Raw genomic sequence first — 24,663 nt, 5'->3', positions numbered from 1 at the left:
AGTATCGAAGATGCGACCGACGTGCGCAGCCGCCTGTTGCGGGCATTCGAGGAATGCCGAAAGCGCGGCGGGCGAGACCGAGCGCGCCGCGTGGCTGACTTTCGTGATCGTCGGCGGCGGCCCCACCGGCATCGAACTGGCGGGTGCCATCGCCGAACTGGCCAGGCATGGGATGGCCGAGGAATACCGCAAGATCGATCCGGCTCGCGCTCGCGTGATCCTGTTGCAGTCGGGCCCGCGCATCCTGCCCACTTTCGCCGCCACGTTATCGGGCGCAGCAGAACGCTCACTGCAAGCGCTCGGGGTCGAGGTCCGGCTCGACACCCGGGTGCTGGGCGTGGACAGCAAGGGTGTCGACATTGGGGGGCAGCGCATCGCCGCGCGTACCGTTCTGTGGGCGGCGGGCGTGGCAGCGTCGCCTGCGGCTCAATGGTTGAACCGGACCGCTGATCCGTCGGGACGGCTTGCCGTGGGCGCCGACCTGTCGGTGCCGGACCTGCAAAGGATCTATGCGATAGGCGATACGGCATCCTGTCTGGGATGGCGCGGCGCAGTGGTTCCTGGTCTCGCGCCGGCGGCCAAACAGCAGGGCCTGTATGTGGCCGGCGTGATCGCGGCCAGTCTTGAGGGGCGGCCGCCGCCGCCGCCGTTTCGCTACCGGCATTTCGGCAGCCTTGCCACAATCGGACGTCAGGCGGCGGTTGCCGAGATCGGCAAACTTCGCGTATGGGGGGAGCCCGCGTGGTGGTTTTGGGGCGCAATTCATATCGCCTTCCTGGTCGGCGGACGGAACCGCGCCATCGTTATTCTCGATTGGCTCTGGGCGTATCTCACCTACCGGCGCAGCACCCGGCTCATTACAGGCGATGTACGGGACAAGACGATGGATTGATAGGGCGTGACGTTTCGAATAGACGTATCGGAACCTTGAGTGCTGCTGGTGCGCGCTCGACAAAAGCTATCCAGTCCAGGCTGTAGTCGAAGCCCGAGCAATCCGGTGTTTCTAACGTCCGGCGACTTTTTTCATCAGAAGACAAGAGGCTGCGGGTCCGCGGCCCACGTCAATGCCATGGGCATTTCCCCCCGCAAAATCGTCGCAAGCACTTGGATTACTCTGGATCAAACCGGATAGATCTCCACAAACCGGAGGCGTAATCGAAGCGAACGTATAACGTTTCAGCCATTCGCTGCAGCCCTTTACCAGAAAGCCTCCTGAGCGTTCTATGTATTGCTGGCGGGACGTTTCATAGACTTTCCGGAGTGCGAACCATGGCACGTGCGGTAAGTCATGATGCACCAGATGGTAGTTGTTGTTCGGAACCAACTCAGGATCGTGGAAAGCTATGTGGACCCGGGGGCTGTCAGAAATTTTGTGTTGGAAGGCATAACATGTAGCTCAAAGGAGCATGTATGCCACGCAAACCGGAACAGACGACTGAGGCGCGGACAGACTTGCCATCGATTCCAATGGAACCGGTTGACCAATTCGTGAAGGGACCGATGACAGCGGAGGCGGTAGAGGCGGCTTCGGCCGCATTCAGGAAGGCACTGATGGAACGGGCGCTGGGCGCCGAGCTAGGCCACCATCTGGGCTATCCAGCCGGCGCTGGGCGCCCGCCCCAAGCGACCAATTAGCGCAACGGCACAAGCGGCAAGACCGTGCGCACCGACGACGGCCCGCTCGTCCGATCTTTGCCCGAGCCAGGAGGAGAGCGGGATGGTGTCTAGGCGCGGCGGTCGCCATTACAGGGCAGCGCTGTTGTGCAGAGAACCGATCAGCGGTTCACGAGCTTTGCGGAATACGTCAACGCAAGCGTGCAGCCGACGATCATGCATGCGGCAAAGCCGAACAGGCCAGCGCTCTGCGAGTGGAACGTATCGCGCAACCAGCCGATGAAATATGTGCTGCCGAAGCCGCCGAGGTTCGCGATCGAACAGGCGAAGGCGATGCCCGCCGCCGCCGCGGGGCCTTTGAGGAAGGTCGAAGGCAGAGACCACACCACGGGCATCGCAGCGGCCGCGCCCGCATTGATCAGGGAGAACAGAATGACCGTGGCGACCGTGCCGTGGTGGCCCGAACCGGCGATAACCAGTGCAACCGCCGCGACGAGGAACGGGACCACGATATGCCAGCGGCGTTCACGCATCCGGTCGGAGCTGGCGCCGCAGTAAAGCGTGCTCAGCACGGCTAACGCGTTCGGAATCGCCATCAGCCACCCAATGTGATACGGATCGGCGACGCCGGTATCGCGCAAGATGGACGGCAACCAGAAACTCGTCGCGTACAGCCCGAGCAGCACGCACAGATCGATGAGGCCGAGTGCCCACACCTTGAAGTCGACGAAGGCGCCGCTCAGCGAATGACTCTTGTTGCCGGACGGCTCCGCGTCGAGATTCGCGCGCAGCGTTTTCTTCTCCGCGGCGCTGAGCCAGCGGGCGGATTCGATGTTATTCGGCAGCCACGCGAGGATCGCAATGCCGAGCGCGATCGACGGCAGCGCTTCGAGCAGGAACAGCCATTGCCAGCCGCCCAGGCCGTGTGCGCCGTTGAAGAACGCCATGATCCAGCCGGAAATCGGGCTGCCGATCATGCTCGACAGCGGCAAGCCGACCATGAACAGCGCCACGATGCGAGCACGGCGTGCATCGGGATACCACTGCGTCAGATAGAGCAGTACGCCCGGCAGAAATCCGGCTTCGGCGACGCCGAGCAGGAAGCGCACGATATAGAACTGCATCGGCGTGGTGACGAACAGCGTCGCGCCCGACAGCAGACCCCAGGTAATCATGATGCGCGCGATCCACAAGCGCGCACCAACCCGCTGCAGAATCAGATTGCTCGGTACTTCGAAGAGGATATAGCCGGCGAAGAACAGACCCGCGCCCAGGCCGTAGACGGTATCGCTGAACTTGAGAGCATCGAGCATCTGCAGCTTCGCGAGACCGATGTTGATCCGGTCGAGATACGCCGCGAAATAACACAAACAGAAGAACGTGATGAGACGGATCGTAACCTTGCGATAGAGATCGCTGTTGTCGGTGCTGCTCGTGTCGAGCACGGCACTGCCCTGATAAACATTCGCCATGACTGCCACTCCCGGAAGGTGGTGCGAAAAAAAGGTGGATGTCGTGCGACAGAGATCACTCGCACTTCGCTTGCAGATATCTGTGTATCACGCTAAAAACGTAGCGTATACACTCCAAAATACGGTGCGGGAAAACACCGGTCCAAGCCCATAAAATTTCCTCGTCGATTCGCTCAATCAATCGAAAAATGCCCGTAATTCGTGCTTTTTCACGGGCGTGTTCGTGCTTCTTGCACAGCGGAAGTGCATGAAAAATGTAAAGCGTGTTAGCTACAAATAAGCTGCACGACGCGGCAGCTTGATCAAGGTCGTATTGAGGGTCCGGTTAGGGGGTGTACACTCTTTCTCTTTCGTCTTCAGGCCGCCCGGCCTTGTACCCCTATGGCGCCGCGCAAGGATTCCTACGACTTTCACGATCAGATCGGCCACTTGTTGCGTCGTGCGTATCAACGGCACGTCGCGATTTTTCAGGAAGAGATTCCTGATTCCGATCTGACCGCCGCACAGTTCGTCGCACTGTGTGCGGTCAAAGAGCAGCAACCGTGCTCACTGAACGACATCGTCAAAGCAACCGCGATCGATCAGGCGACGATCCGCGGCGTCGTCGAGCGCCTGAAGGCGCGCGCGCTGATCGAGGTGGGCGCCGACCCGAACGACGGACGCAAGCTTGTTGTGCGTCCCACCGCTGCGGGCCTCGCACTGATCGAGCGCACCGTGCCGTTCGCCCAGGAGGTCACGGAGCGCACCTACGGCGCGCTGAATGCGGGCGAGCGCGTCGCCATACTGTTTCTGCTGCGCAAAATGATGGAGTCGGATGCAGACGGCGAGTAGGTGAGTCACACCGTAATTGTCTTGCCTGGCTCCTAAATATTCGTCGCCTGCGCCGGTTCAGCCGCCAGCAGCTTGCCGGCGGCGCGCAAACCTTCGCGCACAGTCTCTGGCGTGAACGGCGGCGCGAGCAGGCGCACGCCAGTCGCGTCGTAGATCGCATTCGCGAGCGCGGCGGGTCCAGGCACGGAGGCCGATTCGCCGGCGCCCAGCGGCGGTTCGCCTTGACGCGGCATCAGCACGATGTCGACGGCCGGCAATTCCGGAAAAGTCAGGATCGGATAACTGCCCCATTCGCGGCTCGCCACCTTGCCGTCGACGAATCGCACGCGCTCCTTGAGCGAGCGGCTCAGTACCTGGATCACGTTGCCGTGAATCTGATGACGCACGCCGTCGGGGTTGATCATCGTGCCGGTGTCCTGGCCGATCGTGATGCGCTCGACCCGCACCTGCCCGGTCACCCGATCCACCACGAGTTCCACCGCCCACGCCGACCATGCCGCGCCAAAGCCTGGAAAGCGGCTGTGCACGTAGCGTGCGTATGCAATGCCATGTCCGCGCGCATAGCGCCCGTCAGCCGCTTCACTGCCGCGCTTGCGATGCTTCCATCCGGCGCGCGCGGCAAGCGCTTCAAGCAGTTCGGCGGCGCGTGTGTCGTTCAGATGGCGCAACCGAAAATCCAGTGGGTCACAGCCGGTTAGCGCGGCCATTTCATCGGCGAACGAATCGTGCGCGAACGAGTTGGGCAGCGCCGACACACCGCGAAACCATGATGAACGCACGAGCGGGGCGAGATCGTCGCATGCGAAACGGCGGTGTGGGCTTTCGTACGGCGAGACAGCGGTGCGGTCACCCATTTCGAAGACGCGCGCTTGTGGGGCGACGGCGCCTGTCAGCAGCGACGCGAGCAACGGTGCATCGTTCGACGGATAGCGCGTCACGAAGTCGTAGCCGAGCAGACGGCCGTCGTCGCTGACCGTGCCGGTGACGTCCACCACCTGGCCACAGCCTTGCGGCTCCCACGTGTGTTCGTCGGCACGCGAAAGCTGCACGCGCACCGGCGCCCCGACCGCGCGCGAGAGCAGCAGCGCGTCGCCGCAGACGTCGTCCGCACAATTGCGACCGTAGCAACCTGCCGCTTCCATGCGGACGACGTCGATATCGGCTTCGTCGCGTTGCAGGAGGGTCGCGAGATCGAAGCGTAGCGAGACCGGATTCTGCGTGCCCGACCAGACGGTGATGCGTCCCTTGCCGGGTTCGCGAAAGTCGGCCACCGAGCACGATGGACCGATCGAGCCATGCATCTGATAAGGCCATACGTAGGTGCGTGACAGCGTGATCGTGCCGGGCAGGCCGCGCACGGATTCGACGTCGCCTTCTTCCAGCAGAGGCCGTCGTTTTGCCGGCGCAGCGGAGATCGCAGCGCCTGGATCATCCAGAGATTCGAGCGGCGGTAGCGGCTTCCATTTGACGCGCAACTCGCGTGCGGCACGAATCGCCTGTTCTTCGCGCTCGGCCACGACGCCGATGAAATCGCCGATCACCACCACGTCTCGTACACCGGCAATATGGGCGACGGATTCGCGTTCAACCTGCTCGAAAGATGTGCCGACGAAAGCGCCGCTATCGATGCCGCTATAAGGCGGACGCACCACCCGCCCGTGCAGCATGCCGGGCACGCGCATGTCATGCACAAAGGTCAATGCGCCGGTCGCCTTCGCCGGCAGATCGACGCGCGGCGATGAACGCCCGACGAGCCGGTACGTCGATGGATCCTTGACGGGTGTGGCGATGTCGAGTTCAAGCGTCATGCTGCGGCCAGCGAGCAGTTCGGCAAAAGTCACATGTGCGCCGTTCGGGTTGGCCGCGCAGAAAATCCGGGCGTCGTCAGTGGCAAGCTGTTCTATGGCGACGCCGAGGCGCTGCGCCGCGAGTTCGAAGAGCGCGCCGCGCGCCTGCGCCGCCGCACAACGCAGCGGTACCGCCGAAATCTGGATCGTCGCGCTGGCGATCGTGGGACCCTGATTCGGCGTGGCGGCGGTGTCGCCGAGCAGCACCGTGACGCGCCTGGCCGGCACGTCGAGTTCTTCCGCGACGATCTGACCGAGTGATGTGCGTATGCCCGTGCCGAGATCGACGTGACCGTTGAACGCGAGGATCCGTCCGTCATCGAGTATCGCGACGAAGACTTCGGGTATGTCCGGCACGTAGGTCGAGAGGCTGCCGGGCTGTCCCGCAGCGGGCCTGACGGGCGCAGCCGGCCGACGGATCACGGCCAGGCGGCCGATGCGTGCCAGAAGTTCGGAGCGGTTCACGGGCAGAGTCCCAGGATGTGCACCATGCTCATGCGTCAACGCACGCGCTGCTCGATCGCGACCAGCGCGTCCGTGAGCGGCATGACCGCGGCATACTTCTGCTGCATATCGAACAGGTTTGCGTCGTGCGGGCCGACGGCTCGATCGCCGACACAGTCGGACAACACCAGCGGCCGAAACCCATACGACATCGCATCGACAACACTGGCGCGCACACAACCACTCGTCACGGCACCTGCCACGAGCAGCGTTTGCACGGCGCGCTGCGTAAGCCACGGCGCGAGTTGCGTGCCAAAGAACGCGGACGGCACGGTCTTGCGCACCACCAGTTCGCCTTTCGCGGGTGTCAGTTCCGGCACGATCGCGCTATTGGGATGGTCTTCGGTGAGCGTCGCCATGCCCGGCACCTTCAGCGAGAACACGTTGTCGTCGCTGCCGTCCTCCGCGTAGACGATGCGGCTGTGTGCGACCGGCCAACCCGCGGCGCGGGCGTGGGCAAGCGCCGTCACGGTACGTGCGATCGCCGGTGCGATATTGCCGCCGCCGAATGTAGACGGATCAGCAAAGCCGACCACGAAGTCGACGATCAAGAGGCCAATATTGCCGTGCACAGGCAGCGGTGTGCCGAACCCTTGCTGCTGATACACATGGGCTTCGGCGTGCGTTTGGGGAGCATTCATCGCATCAGGTCTCAGAGGGTCGATTCGATTACGCGGCCGTCGCGCACGACGACATCATCGTCGAGCAGCACGGTGCAGTGGCGCAGCGGAATATCGATGTGGCAGGTCGTGGTGCGGCTGCCGCCGCCTTCGTTGTTCGGGCCGAGCGAGAAGAGGAAATTGCCCTCGAACGCGCGCGCATCCATGCCGATGGTCGCTTCACGATCGTAGAGCCCGAGCGTCGACCAGCGCGCACGCGGCTGCAGCCCCCAGCCGATATGCGAGATCGCATAGCCTTCTGGGTCATTGAAGGTTTCCATATAGTCGCGCAGCAACGCGGCATCGACCCCCCCTTCGATCTTTGTCGCATAGCCGCCTTCAACAGTCAGCACGATCGGCTCGCTCACATAGCGTTTCTGCGGCAGCAGGATGTCGCCGCGATCGATCACGATCGTGCCGTGCGCGGTGCGATCGTTCGGATAGGTGAGCGCGAAGCCGCTCGGCCAATGGTCCCAGCGGCCGGGTTCGTCGACGAAACCGTATTCGGCGGTGGGTCCGAACTCGCCAAGCGGACACACGAGCGACGTGCCGGCCGGGGACGTCACGCGCATTTCCCGCGCGGCGGAGATGCGCTTCGCCGCGCCCAGCACCCGCGTGCGGTCGGCCTGGGTCGGCACCATGCGCACGAGCACCTCGGGAGGCTCAACCGCCAGCAGGATTTTCGTGCCGGACTTCAGAATGTCGTGCTGCTCGGGGGAGAACAGCAGGGTCATCAGATCGAGCACGAGATCGCTCGCTTTCAGCGCGGCGATCGCGGGGCCGTTGCCGGTGAGTGGCGTGGTGCCCAGATAGGCGAGCGAATCGCGGCTGAATGCCTTCTCGCCGTTCACCGGCGGCAGATCGAGCCGATTGACGATCGCGCCCATCGATTGCGTCGCGATGAGTGCGCACGACAAGGTCTGCGGATGCGTGGCCGGGCTCGTCAGGATCGTGACGCTCTGGCCGGGTTCGAGGCGAGAGAGCGTGAGCACTTCCTTCCACGCTTCGATCAATTGGTAGTCGCTGACTGGCATCGACGGTTCCTTTTTACGGTCAGTAGACGAGCGGCGCGCCGAGGAAGTCGCTGAAGGCGGCGTAAAAGCCGGCAGCGTTGTCCCACGGAATCATGTGGCCGGCGTTGGGCACGCGTACGTGCAGCATCGCCGGTGTGGCGCGCTGCAGTTCGGCGACGTCCTCGTCGCGCACCACGTCGCCGTTCTGCGCGGTCATCAGCAGCGAGGGCACCGTAAGACGGGCGGCGTCCGCGTGGAAATCGTCGGTGTGGAAGCCTTCATAAGAGGCGAGTACCGCGCGCTCGTCGCAGGTATGCAGCCATTCGGCGCGCAACTGGCGTTCGGCTTCCGTCCAGGTCGGGCAGAACGCGCGCATGCCTTCGGCGTCGGTGCCGCTTCGCGCGAGCGCCATCGAATCGACGTACCAGGGCAGCTTGCCTGGATAGTCGCGGCGGCCGGGTCCGGAAACCGGCGGATCGATCAACGCCACCGATACGAGTCCGCGCGGCGCATGCAGCGCGGCGCGCGCCGCGATGCGCGCGCCCATGGAATGGCCGACCAGGCTGAATTCACGCAGACCGAGCGCCGCGACGAACGCGGCCACGTCGGCGGCTTGCGCGTCGAGGCTGTAGTCGAGGGTCGGCGATGCCGACGACAGGCCACGGCCGCGTACGTCGAGTACATAGGTGTCGTGCGTGCGGCCCAGCACTTCGCCGACGAAGCCCCACGTGATCGCCGGGCTGGTAATGCCCGGAATCAGCACGATGGCGGGGCGATTCGCGCGTGAACCGTCGGCGCCGCCGTAGCGCAGATAGTGCTGGCGGATGCCGTTGGCCGCGACGTTCGCGCCGTACAGGAAGGTAGTCATGGTGCGTCCTCGTGCGGTGGCGGTCAGTAAGCGCCCGACAGCAGGGCGCCTGCGCCCGGCACGATCGGTTCGAGATCGAGTTCGCGCAGCATCGCGTAGGTAGTGGCGATCGCGGCCGTAATCACCGGCTTGCCCGTCATGGCCTCGACCTTGGCGACCGCCGGCAGTGACGGCATCTGTACGCAGGCGGACAGCACGATTGCGTCGGCCTGTTCGAAAGGCATGCTTTTGACGATGTCGGGCAAGCGCGCGGGATCGTGGCGGCCCACATCCAGGTTGTCGGGGATTTCGAGCGCACGATAGTCGATGACTTCATACCCTTCGTGGCGGATGTAGTCGACCACGAGCTCGGTCAAGGGCTTCATATACGGCGCCACGACGATGACGCGTTTGGCGCCGATCACACGCAGTGCATCGACCAATGCCCCCGCGCTCGTCAGGACAGGCGCCTGGCCGCCGTTTTCCGCCGTGCGCTGCGTCAGGCGTGCCTGCGACACGCGGTGATAACCGTGACCCATAGCCATGATCGCGACGAGGCAGGCATAGCCGAGCACGTCGACGCGCGCGTCGGACAACTCGAGTGCGCAGCGGTCCGACTCGGCATCCATTGCCGCCAGTTCTTCCTTGACGACCTTCTTCATGCGCATCCGGCTCGAATGGAAGGTGAAACGCTGCGGGCGGATCGTCTCGCGCAGTCGCAGCATGGCCGGGATCTCGGTTTCCATCGTGGTGTTTGAGCTCGGCACGATCTGGCCGATCCGGTATGTCCTGGTCATTGTGATGCTCTCCGGTCAATGTGAGTGATGCCCGGCGCCTTGCGACGGCGAGGGGGCGTCGTACGTTGAAGCAAAGTCTAGTGTGTACATTATAAAAATTCAACAGAATAAAAATGTTCATGGCGAGCGACAGCAAGAATAAACGCATGATTGCACGTATATAGCCGATAACGTTGGCGTTAGAGTGTACGAAAAATTTTTGTTGTCGAAAGAATGTCGAATGTGTACGCTACATTTAATCGAACTCAACCGGGCCGTCGAAGCATGTCGCTGGGCGGGCGCACGAACAGGAGAACATCATGAGAAAAACCCGTATCGCCGTTATCGGCGCAGGCCTCGGCGGCACGGCGGCTGCCGCGTTGTTGCAACGCAGCGGTTATGACGTCAGGCTCTACGAGCAGGCTCAGGCGTTTTCACGCCTGGGTGCGGGTATTCACCTGGGGCCGAATGTGATGAAGATCATGCGGCGCATCGGCTGCGAGGACGCTCTGAACCTGATGGGTTCGCATCCCGACTTCTGGTACAGCCGCGACTGGAAAACGGCCGAAGCGATCTCGCAGATCCCGCTCGGCGATCACGCGCTCAAGGCCTATGGCGCGAGCTATCTGACGGTCCATCGTGGCGACTTTCATGCACTGATGACCGAGTCGGTGGCGCCCGGCACGATCGTCTTCGGCAAATGCCTGAGGTCTGTCGAGGACACCGGCAGCGACGTGCGCATGACTTTCGCGGACGGCTCGGTCGAGACGGCCGACATCGTGATTGGCGCGGACGGCGTCAACTCGAAGATTCGCGATCACCTGCTGGGCTCGGAGCCGCCGCGTTATACGGGCTATGTTGCGCATCGCGCGGTCTTTCCCGCGTCGCTGCTCGGCCACAAACCGTATGACATGTGCGTGAAGTGGTGGTCGGAAGATCGTCACATGATGGTCTACTACGTGACCGAGGCGCGCGACGAGTACTACTACGTCACGGGCGTGCCGCAGGCCGAGTGGCCCACGGGGGTATCGATGATGGAAAGCAGCCGCGAAGAAATGCGTGAGGCGTTCGCGGGTTTTCATCCGGACGTGCAGAATCTGATCGACGTATCGCCGTCCATTACGAAATGGCCTTTGCTCGAACGCGATCCGCTGCCGTTGTGGAGCCGTGGCCGCCTGGTGCTACTCGGCGACGCATGTCATCCGATGAAGCCGCACATGGCGCAGGGCGCGGCAATGGCGATCGAAGACGCCGCCATGTTGACGCGCTGCCTCGACGAAGTGGGCGCAACCGACTACGCGGGTGCCTTCGCACTGTACGAAGCGAACCGCGCGACGCGCGCCTCCAAGGTCCAACTGGTCTCGCACAACAACACGTGGCTGCGCACGAATGAAGACCCGTCGTGGGTCTTTGGCTACGACGTGTTCAACGTACCGCTCGTGTCGCCGGCCGCCGAGGTCGCTTCGGCCTGAGTGTGCGAGTCGCAAGCACGCGATACGGAAGCGCGTAACGCCGGCGCCATAGCACGCAGCGTGCTTCCGCTGTAAGGTCGTCTCTTTTCATTTATGAACAGGCCCAGATATGGCGCATTCGAGTCCGCCCGCCGGTCCGCTGACGCTCACCGTCAACGGCGTTCGTCGCACCGTTCAGGGCGCCACGACGGACACGCCGCTGCTGTATATCCTGCGCAACGACTTCGAACTGAATGGGCCGAAGTACGGTTGCGGCCTCGGGCAGTGTGGCGCGTGCACGGTGATCGTCGACGACCAGCCGACGCGTTCGTGCGTCGTGCCGGCGAGCATTGCGATCGGGCGCGAAGTTACGACGCTCGAAGGACTGGGGACGGCGGATGCGCTGCACCCGGTGCAGCGCGCGTTCATCGACGAACAGGCGGCGCAGTGCGGTTACTGCCTGAACGGCATGATCATGAGCACGAAGGCGTTGCTCGACCGTAACCCGGAGCCTGACGACGACGCGATCCGCGACGCGCTGCGCTTCAATCTGTGCCGATGCGGCACGCACTTCGAGATCGTCGACGCGGTGCGTCGCGCCGCGCAATATCTGCGACATGAAGGTGTGCATGAATCAGAACGGTGACGACGTCGTAGCGGTGCGTGATGATGAACGTACGCTTGAGTCTTTGCGTGAGCAGTCTGTCGGGAACGAAAAACCCGGTGCGGCACTGTACCGGTCGGAAAGGTATCAATGGCCCGTACGAATGCAAACGGGCGATGCAGCTGCTATGACCCATGCGGACCTGATGGTCGAGACCGGCCACGAGCGCGACGGCACGATGACAACGTGGCAATACCGTGCGCGGCTGGAGCACAACGAGGTTCCAGCGTGCGATGCCGGCGTCGAGCCTGGCACGCCTTTGCTGGTTTACCGGCACGCTCAGACGTCCGTGGCAGTCGAAGCTTCTGCGGCCCGGGCAATTCCTGTTCAGGCGCACGCATTTGCCCGCGAATCGTTCATCGACGAACTCGCTCATGCGCTGCACCGCGACCCTGTCGCGTTGCGCCTGCAGCACCTCGACACGCAGCGTGACGGCGGCGCGCGCGAAACGATCCGCATGGTGACCGAGCGTGCCGCGTGGGGCGGGGCGCTCGCGGCTCAGGTTGAGCCGGCGTCGCCCTGGGTTCGCGGCCGCGGCTTCGCGTTCGACGGCGAAGCGCTCGAACCCGGCGCGCCGCTATCGTCGGATGAGAAAGGCAGTTTGCCTGTGCGCGTCACAACGGGAACCCCGAATCCGGGTGCTGATAGTTGGACTGCGTGGGTCGTGGACGTCGACGTGAATCGTGAAACTGGCGATGTCGCGATCAGGCGCTTGGTCGCGGGCCGTGGTTCCGGCGAGCCGGGTGCCGCGCGCGTCTCGGGCTTGCCGTCGTGGCAGGTGGCCGATGCGGTCGAGCGCTCCACCGGCGTGCGCTTTCTTGCCCGGTCAGCCCACGACGAAACCGGCGTTGCGAACGGCGATGCCGCGGTGTCGCATGAACTGAGTGTGGCGGGGAGAGCGCTGAACGAATCGACTGCCGGGACGGCGCGTACCTTGACGAGCGTGGAGGCCGACACGATAGAGCGTGCTGCGGCGCCCGCCGCCGCCGCGATTGCGAACGCCTTGTTCGACGCAACCGGCGTGCGTTTCCGTGCACCCCCGTTCGACGCGGAGCGCATCCGCCGCGCGTTGGCTGACGCACCTTCCGCTACGTTGGCTGAGGCGCCTGCGCAGATGCGTCGTCCGTCGCGTTGGCGGCGCTGGTTGGCCGGGGGCGGTATCGGGGGCGTGATGGGCGGATTGATCGGCCTTGCCTGCTCGATCCTGCCAGGGCCGGCGCCGATCGCACCTATTTCCACCATCGATACTTCGCTGTGGTCGCCGGCTACGCTCGAACGCGGTCGTCAGATCGCCGCCGCGGGCGACTGCGCGGTCTGCCACACCGCGCCGGGCGGCAAGACCAATGCCGGCGGGTTCGCGCTCGACACGCCGTTCGGCACCGTCTATTCGACCAATCTCACGCCCGATGCGCAGACCGGCATCGGCACCTGGTCATACGAAGCGTTTGCGCGAGCGATGCGCGAAGGTATTTCGCGCGACGGCTCGCATCTCTATCCGGCGTTTCCGTACACCGCGTTCGCGAGGATGAGCGAGGCCGACATGATGGCGCTGTACGCGTATCTGATGTCGCAAGCGCCGGTCAGAAACGCGCCACCGAAAACGAATTTGCCGTTCCCGCTCAATCAAAGACGACTGGTGGCCGGATGGAATTGGCTGTTTCATGACACACGTCCGTTCGTCCCCGACGAGACGCGCTCGACGCAGTGGAATCGCGGCAAGTATCTGGTCGACGGGGCAGGGCATTGCGGCGCGTGTCATACACCGCGCAATGCGATCGGCGCGGAGAAGGGCGGTTTTGCGTATCTGACGGGCGGGAGCGCGGAAGGCTGGGACGCGCCGTCGCTGGTGGCTTCGCGTGCGTCGCCGGTGCCGTGGTCCGAGGCCGCGCTATTCGATTATTTGCGCACGGGCTTTTCTGCGGAACACGGTGTGGCGGCGGGACCGATGGCGCCCGTCGTCGCCGGGCTCGCTACACTGCCGGAATCCGATGTACGCGCGATGGCTCACTACGTCGCCTCGTTGTCGCCACCCGTTGACGCGGAGGTGTCTGCCCGTGCTGCGGCCACGCGTTCAATTGCCACAGACGCGGGCTTGACGACGCTTGGCTTCGAAAACGGCCGCCGCATTTTCGAAGCATCGTGCGCGGTGTGTCATGCGGAATCGGGCGGCGTCGGCCATTTCGGCGTGCGTCCGTTGATGGGGCTGAACACCAGCGTTGCACAGGCCTCACCGGACAATCTTCTGCATGTGTTGCAACATGGGATCGATCAGCCCGCAACGGAATCGCTCGGTTACATGCCCGGATTCGGTGACGTATTCGACGACAAGCAGATGGCTGAGCTCGCGTCGTATATCCGCGCTCGTTATGCACCGGGGCAGCCAGGCTGGCGTGATCTTGAATCGGCGTCCGCAGGCCTGCGCTCGCGGGCGCACTGACGCCGGCTGAAAATATTGCCCGATTTGGTGCAATTCCCTGTGGGTTGGTCACAAAAGACGTGGTCTATTAATGACCTGATGTATCGGCGTTCCGGATAAACAGCGTGATCGCGGAGCCTTGATGGGCACAGATCAACATTCGGTCTCCGCCATATTTCAGACGAAAAATGTTGCCGCAGGTCGGGAGGCGTCACGCTAGGTAGCGGGTCGAATTGGGGATATTTGAAAGAAGATCTGAGACAGTCGGCAACTTGCGCGTGACAGGTCGCGTTCCGGTGCCGTAACTCGAAGCCGTGCAACGGTTGGGGGACGCGTCAACCTGGTCACAGTTCGTCAAGTAAGCTGATTCGATGCAGTCAGCGCTGCAGCCCGACGCGATAGCGACAAGAAGCCTTCCGGGATGAATGACGAAACGCTGGCATGGATTGCCGCGACGGTTAAGGAGTCGCCGAGAGTGCATGGAATAGAGTCTGATCACTGGACCAACGCACGTTTGCGCATCGTGCTTCATCGTCGGCTGGGCGTTGAGTATTCTCGACGTTTGTCTGGGAAATTGCCACGCGGGCCGGCGTGGCAGACCTGCTGACAAAGCTTCGTAGCTGAGCGGCAGTCTATGTAAAAATATGTCGTCAACACTTCCGCTGACCACATGAGTTCGAACTCCGGGCTGAAGCCAATCGCCGCAAAGCGCCTTCAGGCAGCAAAACTACTCGAGAGAGGCTGGCCTGTTGATAGCGTCGCCGAGACCGTGGGAATGAACGTTCGAACGGTCAAGGAATACAAAGCCATGCTGGACGCAGGAGGCATCGAAAAAATCGAACGAATCAGCGTGGGCGGACGAAAATCGGTGCTGGACGACAAAGCCCGAGCCTGGATTGTCAAGACGGTAAAGGGGTCGCCCCGGTTGCACGGTTTTGAAACGGATCGCTGGTCAAATCCGAAATTGCTGACTGTTGTCGAGCGCGAGTTCGGCCTGCGGTTTTCCGACGTGTACATCCGGAAACTCACCATTGACCTCGGGTTACTTGACCGGATGCAGCCGCACAAGGCGCCGAGCCGACGAGCACCCGGAACTATCGACGCTGCGGCGCTTGCCTGGATCGCGTCAGCTTTACGGCAGTCTCCCCCGGGAACAGGGCATCGATGCTGACTATTGGTCGAATGGGCGCCTTAGAACGGCCATCGAGACGAAGTTCGGCGTGCGCTACTCGCGTTTCTATATCTGGCATCTCGCAACAGGATTGGGCCTGTCGCATGTGCTGATCAATATGCGAAAGTAATCGTTGGTCAACACGTGTAGGAGTGCCGGCGCGTCAGACGTTCGAGTGTGTGCAACTCCGGCACCGCCCTTAGGGCGCCTGTCCACACCCGTGTGATGTGGGCAGCGGAATAGTGCACACGGGGAACAGGCACGGCGGTTGTGAATCGCTAGGGGGAGGGGTCCGGGGAGGGATTGAACTCTACGCTCAATGAATATCTAAAAGCTTGCGCTACACAGCGCATGACACCAACCGACCTGCTCCCCAATCCGAGAATACGTCGCGACGCTGAAGTAGCACCGGACGATGTCTGATTTTGAATGGCCTCAGCACTGAGTTCAGTAACTGATTCGCAGACACCCCACACTCGGTCTCAGGCCGCCGGGTTGTACTGACCGGCCCGCGTGCAAAGCTTGCGCGGATGCGGAGAGTCAGCTTGAGCGCTTACAGCTACGACGCGTTGGAACCGCTTGTCGACACTCGCATGCGCGTGCATGTAAAAGTTATGGACATTCCGTAATAGCGACCTTTCTGAACCGCTTTGCTCACGATGCTCACCAAATAGTCGGTATCCATCGTCGGCTTTGCCGGCATTCTTTTCAGGGGAGGCAGCGAGCGATTAGCTGGCTATCTCGTGCTGATTGCGGTCCGCAGGTTCTTTCTCCGGGGTTGCATTTCTACGCGCTTCCTCGACACAGCTGTCGACGTTATCCTGCCGACCATTGCGCTCGCCAGCCTTTTTAGCGAGGTTGAAATAGGCGTTCGCTATGCGGCGCAGGTCTTCCTCCGACGCATCTTCGATACCAATTAAGCGATTGCTGGCCGCGTGGTTTGCTGCAAGCAGCTCGTTCAGCTTCAAATGAACGGCAACACTGTCCTTGTTCTGACTTTGCTGAATCAGAAACACCATGAGGAACGTGATGATGGTGGTGCCGGTGTTAATCACCAACTGCCAGCCGTCAGAATAGTGGAACAGCGGGCCGGTTACTACCCACGCTACAACAACAGCGACAGCCAGGCAGAATGCGAGGGGCGAGCCCGCCCATCGAGTTACCAGGCTGGCGAACGCGTCGAAAACTTTTGTGACGGGGTGTCCGCTTGCATACGCCGGGCTGGACGTGTCCGGCATAGAAGCAATTTCATCGGTTGGACCGCTGGCGGCATCGTTCGTCATATCGTTCTCCCGAAGGATAAGGTTCATCGTTCACAGCAAGTTTTGTACCGGCCGCACGCGTGCGGTTAGTGGCGACTGAACCAGGCATCCCGGCTGCGAGAATACGCGCGTCGACCCGTCGGGTGGTACGAGGGTTGCTCGTTCGTCAAGGCCGCAGTGTTGCCCCTGCGCTGCTTCCCGGGAGAGTTTATGTCACTCGCTGGTCATCCTCGCGAGACGGTCCGCAAGCCAAGGAAAAAAGGTAAATTTGATGAAGCGAAGGAGATAGTTCTGCGCTTCTCGTCGGACCGCTGCATGACCTTAGGCGCGAGCATCGCGTTTTACTCGGCATTTTCCTTAGCCCCGACATTATTAATCGTGCTTGGGGTCGCAGGCTGGTTTTTTGGGGCGGATGCGGCACGCGGGGAGTTGTTTGCACATATGAAAGGCATACTCGGCTCCGACGCAGCTGCAGCCATGCAGGATATCGTCGGCCATGCCCGTTACGCCGAGGGAAAAGGGGTGGCTGCAGTCATCTCAGTCTTGTTGCTTGTGGTCGGCGCTTCTGCGACATTCACTTCGCTCAACACCGCTCTTGATGTCGTATTTGACGCCGAGCGAAAATCTGGCATCGAAGGCTTCGCCCTGTTACTTCGCGCGCGCCTGATGTCCTTTGGGTTGGCAATGGGACTCGGATTTCTGATGGTCGTCTCGCTGGTGCTGGATGCCGCGATTCAATTTGCTGGACACGCCATTTTTGGCGACAAGCCCGTCGTAGTCTTCGCCCTTGTGCTGCAATCAATTCTTGCGTTCGTAGCTCTGACGGCAGGCTTTGCTGCATTGATAAAGTGGCTGCCAGACGTGTCCGTAAGATTTCGGCACGCGCTGGCCGGTGCAGCCCTCGCTGCAGTCCTGTTTACAGCGGGTCGATATCTGTTTGGCTTTTATCTGTCGCATGCTGGAACGGCGAACGCGTTCGGCGCCGCGGGCTCGCTTGCTGTGCTCATGATGTGGTTGTATTTCTGTGCGCTTGTATTTCTGCTGGGCGCCGAAACGACAGCCGCAATTCGGCGGAATAGGATGTCCGCGCTACATCCGAAGGCGGTCTGAACGCAAGCGAGCAGAAAACGCGACGCAGCTTGGACCGAAGGACAAAACCCAACTAATCCAATTGTCGGGTGACCGAAAACGCCGCCAGCACGTGCTTGAGCTCATCAGCCTCCAACGCTCGATTGTGTCGGGTAGGCGGAAGCGTTACAACATCCGATGGCTTGAGTGCTGCGACAGGATTCGAGTCTACTCGTCCGCTGATAATCGCTCGTCTGAATGCAGCGTCAAGGTGTTGGCGCAAACGTATTGCGATGTGAGGAGCGCCCCCGGCCTTGCGTTCATCGCCTGAAAGAGTTTTGCGCTTCGCAATGGATTGGATCAGGTCATACAGGTGCGCCACTGTGATGTCGCGAATTGGCATTGCACCGAGCTGCGAGTCCTTCACGTAGCGTGCAAGGAAGCGCGTGGCTTGACCGTGATAGTACGCGGTCCAGTTCCCTCGGCTGTCGCTCAGCCATTCCTCACACACCGGCCAGAGCGTGTTTTTGTAATGGGCAACGTTCTGCTGTTGAAGATGCTTTTCGTGTGCCTTTGGATGAACCCCGGACGCGACAAGGCTGGCTGCAGCGTTACGAAGTTGACGAGCATCCGCGATAGAGAGATCGGGAAATCGGCCGAGGGTGTAACTGCAATCCTTGCCATCCAACTGGTAGTCAAATTTCCACACCTTCGAACCCGCGACCGACACCAGCAGATACATGGAGTCGCTGACACGAATCTTATAGGGCTTGTCTTGCGGCTTGGCGTTCAGGAGTAGCGGGCAGGTTAGCTTCAGGGAGTTCTCCTCGACGGAAAACCACCATGAATTTTACTCACGATTGACCTGCAAAATCGTCGGAAGCCCTTGGATTACTCTGGATCAAACCGGATAGCTCTCCATGGACCGGAGGCGCAACCGAAGCGAACGTATAAAGTTTCAGCCATTCGCTGTAACCCTTTACCAGAAAGCCTCCTGAGCGTTCTATGTATTGCTGGCGGGAGGTTTCATAGACTTTCCGGAGTGCGAACCATGGCACGTGCGGTAAGTCATGATGAACCAGATGATAGTTGTTGTTCAGAAACAGCAACCGCCAGAACCACGCAGCCTCGTTGATAACGGTGCGATGCTCGTAAGCATGTGCCGCGCGGTGTTCCTGAAACGAGCGGATCGAACCGAGCGACAACGATCCATAACCCGCACCGACGATAAAGACCCACGCCGGGATCGAGCAGACGCGCTGCAGCCAAACCGTCAGTGCGGCTAGCGCGGCCAGATGGGCGAGCCACGTCGGCACGTCACGCCAATCGCCACGTTTGATTTTGCCGAGCGCATCCGCGCCAGTTGCCGCGATCGCGAAAGCCGGGCCGACCAGCAGGCGGCCGCCAAAGGTATTGCGCAGGGTCAACAGCGCACGAATCGCAAAACCGGCGCGTTGCCACACAGGCTGACTCACGAAATAGCTTTCGGGATCGTGCTCCGGGCGCGTCAGATGCGGATCGTCGTGATGCTGAAGATGCGCATCGCGGTAGACGCTGTACGGAAACCACACCGCAAGCGGCGCGAAGCCCAGCAGTGCGTTCAGGCGCGGCGAGCGCGTCGGGTGACCGTGCAGCAGTTCGTGCTGCAGGGACATGTACCAGGCGCCCAACAGCGCCAGCAGCGCGGTCGTCAGCGGCAGGCCGAGCGCGTGCGCGTGCATCGCTACGCCGAACCAGGCTCCATAAATCGTGACGATCAGCAGCCACGTCGGCCATTGTGTGCGCCATGTCCAGCTTGCGGCCTGGTGGGCGAGTGCCTTGCGTTGCGTGTCGTCGAGATATGTCGCCATCGGCTGGATCGGTCGGAATGCAGGTTTAGACCGATCCTACGGACCAATTGGCAGCACTAGAACCATTTTGTTCAGCAATGCATCTGCATATAGATGCAAAAGCCGGGGGACACATCGCGGGCCCTTACGCAATGCGGCCCGACGCTGCCTGCCGCCCAGAACGCTTTGTGAACCTCGGGCAAGCGGCGCTCAACCACCGTCCGCCACGCGGCACGCATGATCGAGCAAACCTTCTGCCGTGCCGCTGCCATTGTCGATATCCAGACCGCTATTCACGATGAGCCAGCCGTCCTGTTTCGCCGATGGCCCCGCGCCGGTCACGAGGACGGTTTGCATCGCCATGGCCTGGCTGTTCGGGTTGTCACGCGCAACGATGCGAAACGGATTGTCGGCCTGAGTGAGGGACGTGACGCGCATGATCCGGTAGCGCTGACCGTCGAGCGTATCCCAATGCCACTCGCCGGGAGTGTCCTTCGCGTGACGTGCCAGTGCGTCGCTGATCTTGTCCTGCATGCAATCGATATGAATATGCAGCTGGTTTTGCGAGCGGCGAAATTGCGAATTGATCTCGAGGCCGAGTTGATTGTCGGGAAGGGTCTGCTTGACGGATTTCTCGACGTAAAGCCGCGAAGTCCATGCGTCGTCCCAGTAGTCCGGCGCGTTCGGCGCCAGAATGAACGGGCTTTCGATGCCGGTGACGCGATCGGTCGGAATCAGCAGATGCTGCGAGCGGCCGACGATATCCTTCAGGATCGCGTAGCGTTTGTCGAGATTGACGACGGTACACTGGCCCGGCGTGCCGGTGGCTTGTTGCGACGGCACGCAACGCACGTCGACGATTTTCCAGAGCGCATTCGAATCGATTGCGGCAAGGCGCGCGCAGGCCGCGGCAGTGCAGGCGAGCGCCAATGCCGCGACGGTTCGCAGAATCGTTTGCCGAAGACGCGCGTGCTTTAACCTGCTGGTCGTCAGCACTCGGATCGGCAGTTTTTGAGCGGTGTGTTCAACGGCATCCTTGAGAGGCATCTTCAGGCTGCCCCTCAGAGCGCCGGCGCCGGCAGTGCGCCGAGCAGTTGCTCGACCGCGACGCCAATTGCCAGCAACCGCCGATCCTCGCCGAGCGGGCCATCCAGCTCCAGGCCGACCGGCAGGCCGGCGGCGCTCAGCCCGGCCGCCAGCGACAAGCCCGGAATGCCGGACGTGCTGGCCGGATCGGTGTTGCGCAGGAACGCTTCCATCGTATCGATCGGCGCGGCGCCGTCGATCGAGACGCTCGACGAACCGTTCAGGTCGTCGATGCGCGCCGCGGTGAGGCGCGTGGTCGGGAACAGCAGCGCATCGAGACGCTCATCGGCGAAAGTCGCTGCGATGTACTGCTGCAAACGCGGCCGCCACTGCAGCAGTGCCGCGTCGTAACGGTCGCCGAGCACGTCGGCGAGTACGTCGTCGTAGATCGCGCGCACATCCGGGCTCGCAATGCGGGCCGCCAGTTCAGCCACGGTCTTGACCGGCGCATCGTTGGCGACGAGCCAGGCGCGCACGTCCTCACGTGCCTCGTGGACTGCGATCGGACCGCCGACCAGGCCGTTCAGGGTTTCCAGTTCGCTCATCGCGACAGGCACGAAGGTGACACCCGCTGCTTCGAGACGGCGCAACGCGGCGCGTGCGACATCTTCCACCTGTTTTTCGAGCCCGTCCCAGAGCGGCGCGGGCAAACCGATGCGCAAACCGTTCAAGGCAAGCACGGGCAACGGCCCGGCCCCCGTGATTACGCCGTCGAGCAGAGCGACATCGGCAACCGTGCGGGCCATCGGTCCTACCGTATCGCGCGTATGGCTGATCGGCACGACGGCATTCGGGTCGTGATAGCGCCGCTCGGCGCCACCGTTGCCGACCGATGGGCGAAACCCCACGGTGCCCGTCAACGCCGCCGGAATGCGGGTCGAGCCGCCGGTGTCGGTGCCGAGACCCGCGGGCACAATGCGCGCGGCGATCGCGGCGGCCGTGCCGCCCGACGAGCCGCCAGGGATCAGGGTGGGGTTGTACGGATTGCGCACCGGCCCGGCGTGCGTGGCGAGATTCGTGCTGGTGATGCCGAACGCGAGTTCGTGCATGTTGGCTTTGCCGAGCACGATTGCACCGGCATCGAGAAGCCGCTGTACCGAAGGCGCGTTCGTCTTCGGGACGAAACCCTCCAGAGCGGGCGTGCCCGCCGAGGTCTGCAGGCCGGCCGTGTTGATGTTGTCTTTCACGACGATGGGCAAACCGGCGAGCGGCAACTGCGCTTTTGCTTCGGGCGGCAATGCATCGATGCGCTGCGCGGCGGCCAGTGCACCATCGAGGTCGAGCGTGGTGAGCGCATTGAGGCTCGACAGCGATGCCGCGCGCGCGAGCAGCGTGGCTATATAGTCTGCGGCTTTGAGGCGCCCGGACTGGATCGCGGCGATTGCTTCGGTTGCGGTTAAAGCTAACTGTTGATCGACGGTCCACGGCATTGCAGGCGACTCCTTGAACTCAGGTGTCGTCTATTCTGGCACAGCCGTTTCAAAACCGACGTCAGGTGTCGCAATGAGCAATAGGCAATAAGGACTGTGCTGAAGGCCTGCGTTTGCCGCTTTGCCGGTTTGTTTAGCGGCTTATTTCCGGCTGTCGATCCACATGCGTCCCCAGCGGAACGCATAGGCGAGCGCATGTTCTTCGTCGAAGAAGTAGTCGAGCGCGTCGAACGAATAGGCCTGACCCTGGCTTGCGGTGGTTTTCTCGATAGTCAGATTGGCAGCGAACAGGCCATTAGGCAGTTGTTGCGCAGCCGGTGCGACTTCGTAGCCTTTGTAGCGGATATGTGAATTCATGGTCGTGGCAGTGAGTGTGCCCGCGTGTGTTGCCAGGGAGCCGGCAGGCGGGACGCAACCCTGTGCGTCAGGCAACCGGTGAGTCAGCGGGCAGGATCAAGCGTAGGCCGCGCCGCGCAGCGGGTGAACCAATCTTTCCTCGTAAGCAAATCAGCGACGTTCTGGAACGGTCTTCAGGAGGCTGGATCGGTCCATAGTCACCAAGCGTAAAGACACTATCCAGCCTTGTTCGCGGATGGTCTGTTATGTGGCGCACGGTTTGGAACGGAGCGGGCGCGGCGGGTCGAGAAAATCGGCCGCCGACGGGAGTTCGCAGAGGATTCTTGCAGAATGCGTGGACCGCGAGGCGCGGTCCACGAGGTCACACGAGGTGCGCTTAAACCGCGTGCAGCAAACGGGCGGGTTGTGCTTCCCTGGCAGCCTGGCCGAGCGGCGCGGCCGTCGGCGTGCGATGCGCGTTGAAAGCCAGCGCGAATTGCGCGGCCTGCTGGCCGACCGTGGCGAGCTGATCGACAACCTTGGCGTCCGAACAGGTCTCGACGGTGTCGAAACGCGTTTCGAGCGTGTTGATTCCCGCGCCGAACGGCGTGGGCCAGCCGCGCAACGCATGGACGATCGAGCGCAGCGAGGTCAGCACCGAGCCGGCGGCCTGCCAGCCATACGCGGTGACGATACAGCCGACCGCGCGGCCATCCAGATAAGGCCGCTCGTCGGCGCGCAGCTCCTCGAGCGTGTCCAGCGCGTTCTTGACGAGACCCGAGACGCCGCCGTGATAGCCGGGCGTCGCGATGATCAGCGCGTCCGCATGGCGCACGGCCTCGATCAGTTCGAGCTGTTCGTCGGTGCGTTGGGGGTTTTCCGGGGCGTAGTGGGGCAGGCTATGCAGGAAGGTGCCGCCGAACAGCCGGGTATTCGCGCCCGCGGCTTGCGCGCCACGCAGCGCAAAGCCGAGTGCGCGCTCGGTCGACGACGCCGCGCGTGTCGTGCCGCCGATGCCGATGACAAGTGGCCGGCGCTGATGATCGAAACTGGTCAACGAAATACTCCTTCGGTAGCGGCTCACGGGACGCTGGCGCGGGGCTGCGCGCAGACGAACCGGGGCGAACCGGACTTTGAAGCGTTATCTTAATGAGCGCGGCGAGCCGGGCGAAGCGACTTTTTGTTCTAACGATATAACCGGGCGGGGTAACTGGCGGCTCGGCGGCCTGTTTGACGAAGGCCTCGAAGGCGGCTTCGAACCCGCTTAGGGATCCACTTAGGGACCCGCTCGGAACCCGCTGCGCCATCTTGTGCAATGCAGTTGAAGCCGCACGGGATAAGCATATGGCGAACCATTGTTTGGGGGTGCGATGACGCACGGCTATGATTGAGCCGTCTCCTCCATGACATCTCCTTGACATGGGATTTGGCCTCGCTGCGTCAGTAGCGGGGCCTTTTTTTGTCTGCAGGTTCGGTGACAGAAGCGCCGGCTGCTTCACGATAAAGCCGTTTTTCGCATGCTACGATGGTTCGCGAAGCGATTCCCCGCGAGGTCGAGCAAGCAATGGCAACCCTCTATGACATGCTCGGTGTGCCCATGCACGCCACCGGCGAAGAAATCAAACAGGCCTACCGCAAGGCCGCGATGAAATGGCATCCGGACCGCAACAGCGGCGCCGAGGAAGTGGCGCGCGCCACCTTCCAGGAAATCAAGGACGCGTACGCGATCCTCTCCGACGCCGCGCAGCGCAAGGTGTATGACACGGTCTATGCCGAGCAGATGCGCGGCTGGGAAGCGCAGCGCGCACGCCAGCAGAAGGCGCAGGCCGAGCGCGAGACGGCGGCGCGGGCCGCGGACGAAGCGGCCTATGCCGAGATGGTGTCGCTTGCCATGCGTTTCGCCGACGAGGGCCACAATCGCGACGTGCTGTTCGGCGTGCTGCTGGGGCGTCGATGCGAGGCGCTGCGAGCCGCGCAGATCGCCGACAGCGTGTCGGCTTTGCAGGCGTCGCGCCGTGAGGCGCAGAGGGCGCAAGCTGCCGCCGAGGCAGCAGCAAACGCAGCGGAGGCTCCCGACGTTGCAGCTACGGCTCAGGCACAAGCACAAGCCACGGATGATGCAGCCGTCAGGCGAGGCACGCCGTCTGACCCCGCCAACCACGGCACGTCCCGCAAGCGCGAAGAAAACGCCGGTGACGCCCACCCTGCCGGGGTGCTGGGCGGACTCTGGTTCCAGTTCCTGAACGGCTTGCGGTTCTGAAGAAAACAGTTATCGCGAGCGCCGCCGGATTGGCGCGCGGTTGACAGCATACTGAAAGCATTCTTGCCGTGCGACAAACCAAGTCATGGAAGTGTCACCAACGCGCAAGACTGCTGCGGCAGAATCC

Annotated in this window: 21 protein-coding genes and 2 pseudogenes; 9 read left to right on the top strand and 14 right to left on the bottom strand. The window is 62.3% G+C overall.

Features of this window, described 5'->3' with window-relative positions:
• Positions 1 to 10: 10 nt before the first annotated feature.
• Positions 11 to 892, top strand: a complete 882-nt coding sequence (locus AC57B6_RS21285) for an NAD(P)/FAD-dependent oxidoreductase (RefSeq protein WP_496422044.1) — start codon at positions 11 to 13, stop codon at positions 890 to 892.
• Between the two features lie 111 nt (positions 893 to 1,003).
• On the opposite strand, the pseudogene AC57B6_RS21280 reads toward AC57B6_RS21285, so the two are convergent.
• Positions 1,004 to 1,315, bottom strand: a pseudogene (locus AC57B6_RS21280) (hypothetical protein); the annotation flags it as partial.
• A gap of 95 nt (positions 1,316 to 1,410) precedes the next feature.
• Here AC57B6_RS21280 and AC57B6_RS21275 point away from each other — a divergent pair.
• A pseudogene (locus tag AC57B6_RS21275) lies at positions 1,411 to 1,722 on the top strand (IS256 family transposase); the annotation flags it as partial.
• A 53-nt stretch (positions 1,723 to 1,775) separates the two neighbouring features.
• Here AC57B6_RS21275 and AC57B6_RS21270 read toward each other — a convergent pair.
• Entirely contained in the window at positions 1,776 to 3,086 is a 1,311-nt protein-coding gene (locus tag AC57B6_RS21270; RefSeq protein ID WP_028194766.1) for an MFS transporter, read from the bottom strand.
• Positions 3,087 to 3,467: 381 nt separating this feature from the next.
• On the opposite strand from AC57B6_RS21270, the gene AC57B6_RS21265 reads away from it, so the two are divergent.
• Positions 3,468 to 3,917 (top strand): MarR family winged helix-turn-helix transcriptional regulator, encoded by a 450-nt coding sequence (locus AC57B6_RS21265; RefSeq protein ID WP_028194765.1) that lies wholly within the window; start codon positions 3,468 to 3,470, stop codon positions 3,915 to 3,917.
• Positions 3,918 to 3,949: 32 nt separating this feature from the next.
• Here the strand turns inward: AC57B6_RS21265 and AC57B6_RS21260 are convergent, their stop codons facing one another.
• The 5 genes from AC57B6_RS21260 to AC57B6_RS21240 are packed head-to-tail and all read right to left on the bottom strand — an operon-like array spanning position 3,950 to position 9,584.
• Positions 3,950 to 6,229, bottom strand: coding sequence for a xanthine dehydrogenase family protein molybdopterin-binding subunit (locus AC57B6_RS21260; protein ID WP_496422043.1), 2,280 nt, complete (start codon positions 6,227 to 6,229; stop codon positions 3,950 to 3,952).
• A 35-nt stretch (positions 6,230 to 6,264) separates the two neighbouring features.
• A complete protein-coding gene (locus AC57B6_RS21255) occupies positions 6,265 to 6,909 on the bottom strand; it encodes an isochorismatase family protein (RefSeq protein WP_030100366.1) in 645 nt (214 codons plus the stop codon).
• 11 nt (positions 6,910 to 6,920) lie between these two features.
• Positions 6,921 to 7,961, bottom strand: coding sequence for a 2,5-dihydroxypyridine 5,6-dioxygenase NicX family protein (locus tag AC57B6_RS21250; RefSeq protein WP_030100367.1), 1,041 nt, complete (start codon positions 7,959 to 7,961; stop codon positions 6,921 to 6,923).
• Positions 7,962 to 7,980: 19 nt separating this feature from the next.
• A complete protein-coding gene (locus tag AC57B6_RS21245; RefSeq protein ID WP_028194761.1) occupies positions 7,981 to 8,808 on the bottom strand; it encodes an alpha/beta fold hydrolase in 828 nt (275 codons plus the stop codon).
• 23 nt (positions 8,809 to 8,831) lie between these two features.
• A complete protein-coding gene (locus tag AC57B6_RS21240; protein ID WP_028194760.1) occupies positions 8,832 to 9,584 on the bottom strand; it encodes a maleate cis-trans isomerase family protein in 753 nt (250 codons plus the stop codon).
• A 299-nt stretch (positions 9,585 to 9,883) separates the two neighbouring features.
• Between AC57B6_RS21240 and AC57B6_RS21235 the strand changes: the two genes are divergently transcribed.
• From AC57B6_RS21235 to AC57B6_RS21220, 4 genes are all read left to right on the top strand, one after another.
• Entirely contained in the window at positions 9,884 to 11,035 is a 1,152-nt protein-coding gene (locus AC57B6_RS21235) for an FAD-dependent monooxygenase (RefSeq protein WP_200570639.1), read from the top strand.
• A gap of 109 nt (positions 11,036 to 11,144) precedes the next feature.
• Positions 11,145 to 11,660, top strand: coding sequence for a (2Fe-2S)-binding protein (locus tag AC57B6_RS21230; protein ID WP_496422042.1), 516 nt, complete (start codon positions 11,145 to 11,147; stop codon positions 11,658 to 11,660).
• A gap of 145 nt (positions 11,661 to 11,805) precedes the next feature.
• Positions 11,806 to 14,115 carry a c-type cytochrome gene (locus AC57B6_RS21225; RefSeq protein WP_496422041.1) on the top strand — a complete coding sequence of 770 codons (2,310 nt, stop codon included), beginning with the start codon at positions 11,806 to 11,808 and terminating at the stop codon, positions 14,113 to 14,115.
• 649 nt (positions 14,116 to 14,764) lie between these two features.
• On the top strand, positions 14,765 to 15,265 hold the full coding sequence (locus AC57B6_RS21220; RefSeq protein ID WP_496422040.1) for a helix-turn-helix domain-containing protein: 501 nt from the start codon (positions 14,765 to 14,767) through the stop codon (positions 15,263 to 15,265).
• A 728-nt stretch (positions 15,266 to 15,993) separates the two neighbouring features.
• Here the strand turns inward: AC57B6_RS21220 and AC57B6_RS21215 are convergent.
• Positions 15,994 to 16,548 carry a low affinity iron permease family protein gene (locus tag AC57B6_RS21215; protein WP_030100372.1) on the bottom strand — a complete coding sequence of 185 codons (555 nt, stop codon included), beginning with the start codon at positions 16,546 to 16,548 and terminating at the stop codon, positions 15,994 to 15,996.
• Between the two features lie 189 nt (positions 16,549 to 16,737).
• Between AC57B6_RS21215 and AC57B6_RS21210 the strand changes: the two genes are divergently transcribed.
• Complete coding sequence (locus tag AC57B6_RS21210) at positions 16,738 to 17,637, top strand: YihY/virulence factor BrkB family protein (protein ID WP_030100373.1); 900 nt, start codon at positions 16,738 to 16,740, stop codon at positions 17,635 to 17,637.
• Between the two features lie 52 nt (positions 17,638 to 17,689).
• Here the strand turns inward: AC57B6_RS21210 and AC57B6_RS21205 are convergent, their stop codons facing one another.
• The 6 genes from AC57B6_RS21205 to AC57B6_RS21180 form a co-directional block, all read right to left on the bottom strand.
• The gene (locus AC57B6_RS21205; RefSeq protein ID WP_046572816.1) at positions 17,690 to 18,337 is read right to left on the bottom strand and encodes a tyrosine-type recombinase/integrase; all 648 of its coding nucleotides are present in this window, start codon (positions 18,335 to 18,337) and stop codon (positions 17,690 to 17,692) included.
• Between the two features lie 112 nt (positions 18,338 to 18,449).
• Positions 18,450 to 19,445: a fatty acid desaturase gene (locus AC57B6_RS21200; protein WP_046572817.1), complete on the bottom strand. Its 996-nt coding sequence runs from the start codon at positions 19,443 to 19,445 to the stop codon at positions 18,450 to 18,452.
• 189 nt (positions 19,446 to 19,634) lie between these two features.
• On the bottom strand, positions 19,635 to 20,471 hold the full coding sequence (locus AC57B6_RS21195; protein ID WP_496422039.1) for a CDP-diacylglycerol diphosphatase: 837 nt from the start codon (positions 20,469 to 20,471) through the stop codon (positions 19,635 to 19,637).
• Positions 20,472 to 20,485: 14 nt separating this feature from the next.
• The gene (iaaH, locus tag AC57B6_RS21190) at positions 20,486 to 21,940 is read right to left on the bottom strand and encodes an indoleacetamide hydrolase (protein WP_496422038.1); all 1,455 of its coding nucleotides are present in this window, start codon (positions 21,938 to 21,940) and stop codon (positions 20,486 to 20,488) included.
• Positions 21,941 to 22,081: 141 nt separating this feature from the next.
• Positions 22,082 to 22,297, bottom strand: a complete 216-nt coding sequence (locus tag AC57B6_RS21185; RefSeq protein WP_028645884.1) for a DUF6566 family protein — start codon at positions 22,295 to 22,297, stop codon at positions 22,082 to 22,084.
• Between the two features lie 376 nt (positions 22,298 to 22,673).
• Positions 22,674 to 23,333: an NADPH-dependent FMN reductase gene (locus AC57B6_RS21180; protein ID WP_030100379.1), complete on the bottom strand. Its 660-nt coding sequence runs from the start codon at positions 23,331 to 23,333 to the stop codon at positions 22,674 to 22,676.
• Positions 23,334 to 23,840: 507 nt separating this feature from the next.
• On the opposite strand from AC57B6_RS21180, the gene AC57B6_RS21175 reads away from it, so the two are divergent.
• On the top strand, positions 23,841 to 24,536 hold the full coding sequence (locus tag AC57B6_RS21175) for a J domain-containing protein (protein ID WP_028645886.1): 696 nt from the start codon (positions 23,841 to 23,843) through the stop codon (positions 24,534 to 24,536).
• The last annotated feature ends 127 nt before the right edge of the window (positions 24,537 to 24,663 follow it).

This window comes from Paraburkholderia sp. BGA-UO-ETr-F12 (assembly GCF_059567945.1).
Note: the sequence above shows the minus strand (reverse complement) of the source record. Positions and strands in the feature narration are given on the sequence as shown.

Coding starts and splice junctions, on each gene's coding strand:
- AC57B6_RS21240 (WP_028194760.1), bottom strand. CDS start 9,584: ATGACCAGGACATACCGGATCGGCCAGATCGTGCCGAGCTCAAACACC.
- AC57B6_RS21185 (WP_028645884.1), bottom strand. CDS start 22,297: ATGAATTCACATATCCGCTACAAAGGCTACGAAGTCGCACCGGCTGCG.
- AC57B6_RS21200 (WP_046572817.1), bottom strand. CDS start 19,445: ATGGCGACATATCTCGACGACACGCAACGCAAGGCACTCGCCCACCAG.
- AC57B6_RS21220 (WP_496422040.1), top strand. CDS start 14,765: ATGAGTTCGAACTCCGGGCTGAAGCCAATCGCCGCAAAGCGCCTTCAG.
- AC57B6_RS21285 (WP_496422044.1), top strand. CDS start 11: ATGCGACCGACGTGCGCAGCCGCCTGTTGCGGGCATTCGAGGAATGCC.
- AC57B6_RS21255 (WP_030100366.1), bottom strand. CDS start 6,909: ATGAATGCTCCCCAAACGCACGCCGAAGCCCATGTGTATCAGCAGCAA.
- AC57B6_RS21270 (WP_028194766.1), bottom strand. CDS start 3,086: ATGGCGAATGTTTATCAGGGCAGTGCCGTGCTCGACACGAGCAGCACC.
- AC57B6_RS21245 (WP_028194761.1), bottom strand. CDS start 8,808: ATGACTACCTTCCTGTACGGCGCGAACGTCGCGGCCAACGGCATCCGC.
- AC57B6_RS21215 (WP_030100372.1), bottom strand. CDS start 16,548: ATGACGAACGATGCCGCCAGCGGTCCAACCGATGAAATTGCTTCTATG.
- AC57B6_RS21265 (WP_028194765.1), top strand. CDS start 3,468: ATGGCGCCGCGCAAGGATTCCTACGACTTTCACGATCAGATCGGCCAC.
- AC57B6_RS21225 (WP_496422041.1), top strand. CDS start 11,806: ATGACCCATGCGGACCTGATGGTCGAGACCGGCCACGAGCGCGACGGC.
- AC57B6_RS21205 (WP_046572816.1), bottom strand. CDS start 18,337: ATGTATCTGCTGGTGTCGGTCGCGGGTTCGAAGGTGTGGAAATTTGAC.
- AC57B6_RS21250 (WP_030100367.1), bottom strand. CDS start 7,961: ATGCCAGTCAGCGACTACCAATTGATCGAAGCGTGGAAGGAAGTGCTC.
- AC57B6_RS21175 (WP_028645886.1), top strand. CDS start 23,841: ATGGCAACCCTCTATGACATGCTCGGTGTGCCCATGCACGCCACCGGC.
- iaaH (WP_496422038.1), bottom strand. CDS start 21,940: ATGCCGTGGACCGTCGATCAACAGTTAGCTTTAACCGCAACCGAAGCA.
- AC57B6_RS21235 (WP_200570639.1), top strand. CDS start 9,884: ATGAGAAAAACCCGTATCGCCGTTATCGGCGCAGGCCTCGGCGGCACG.
- AC57B6_RS21230 (WP_496422042.1), top strand. CDS start 11,145: ATGGCGCATTCGAGTCCGCCCGCCGGTCCGCTGACGCTCACCGTCAAC.
- AC57B6_RS21210 (WP_030100373.1), top strand. CDS start 16,738: ATGTCACTCGCTGGTCATCCTCGCGAGACGGTCCGCAAGCCAAGGAAA.
- AC57B6_RS21195 (WP_496422039.1), bottom strand. CDS start 20,471: ATGCCTCTCAAGGATGCCGTTGAACACACCGCTCAAAAACTGCCGATC.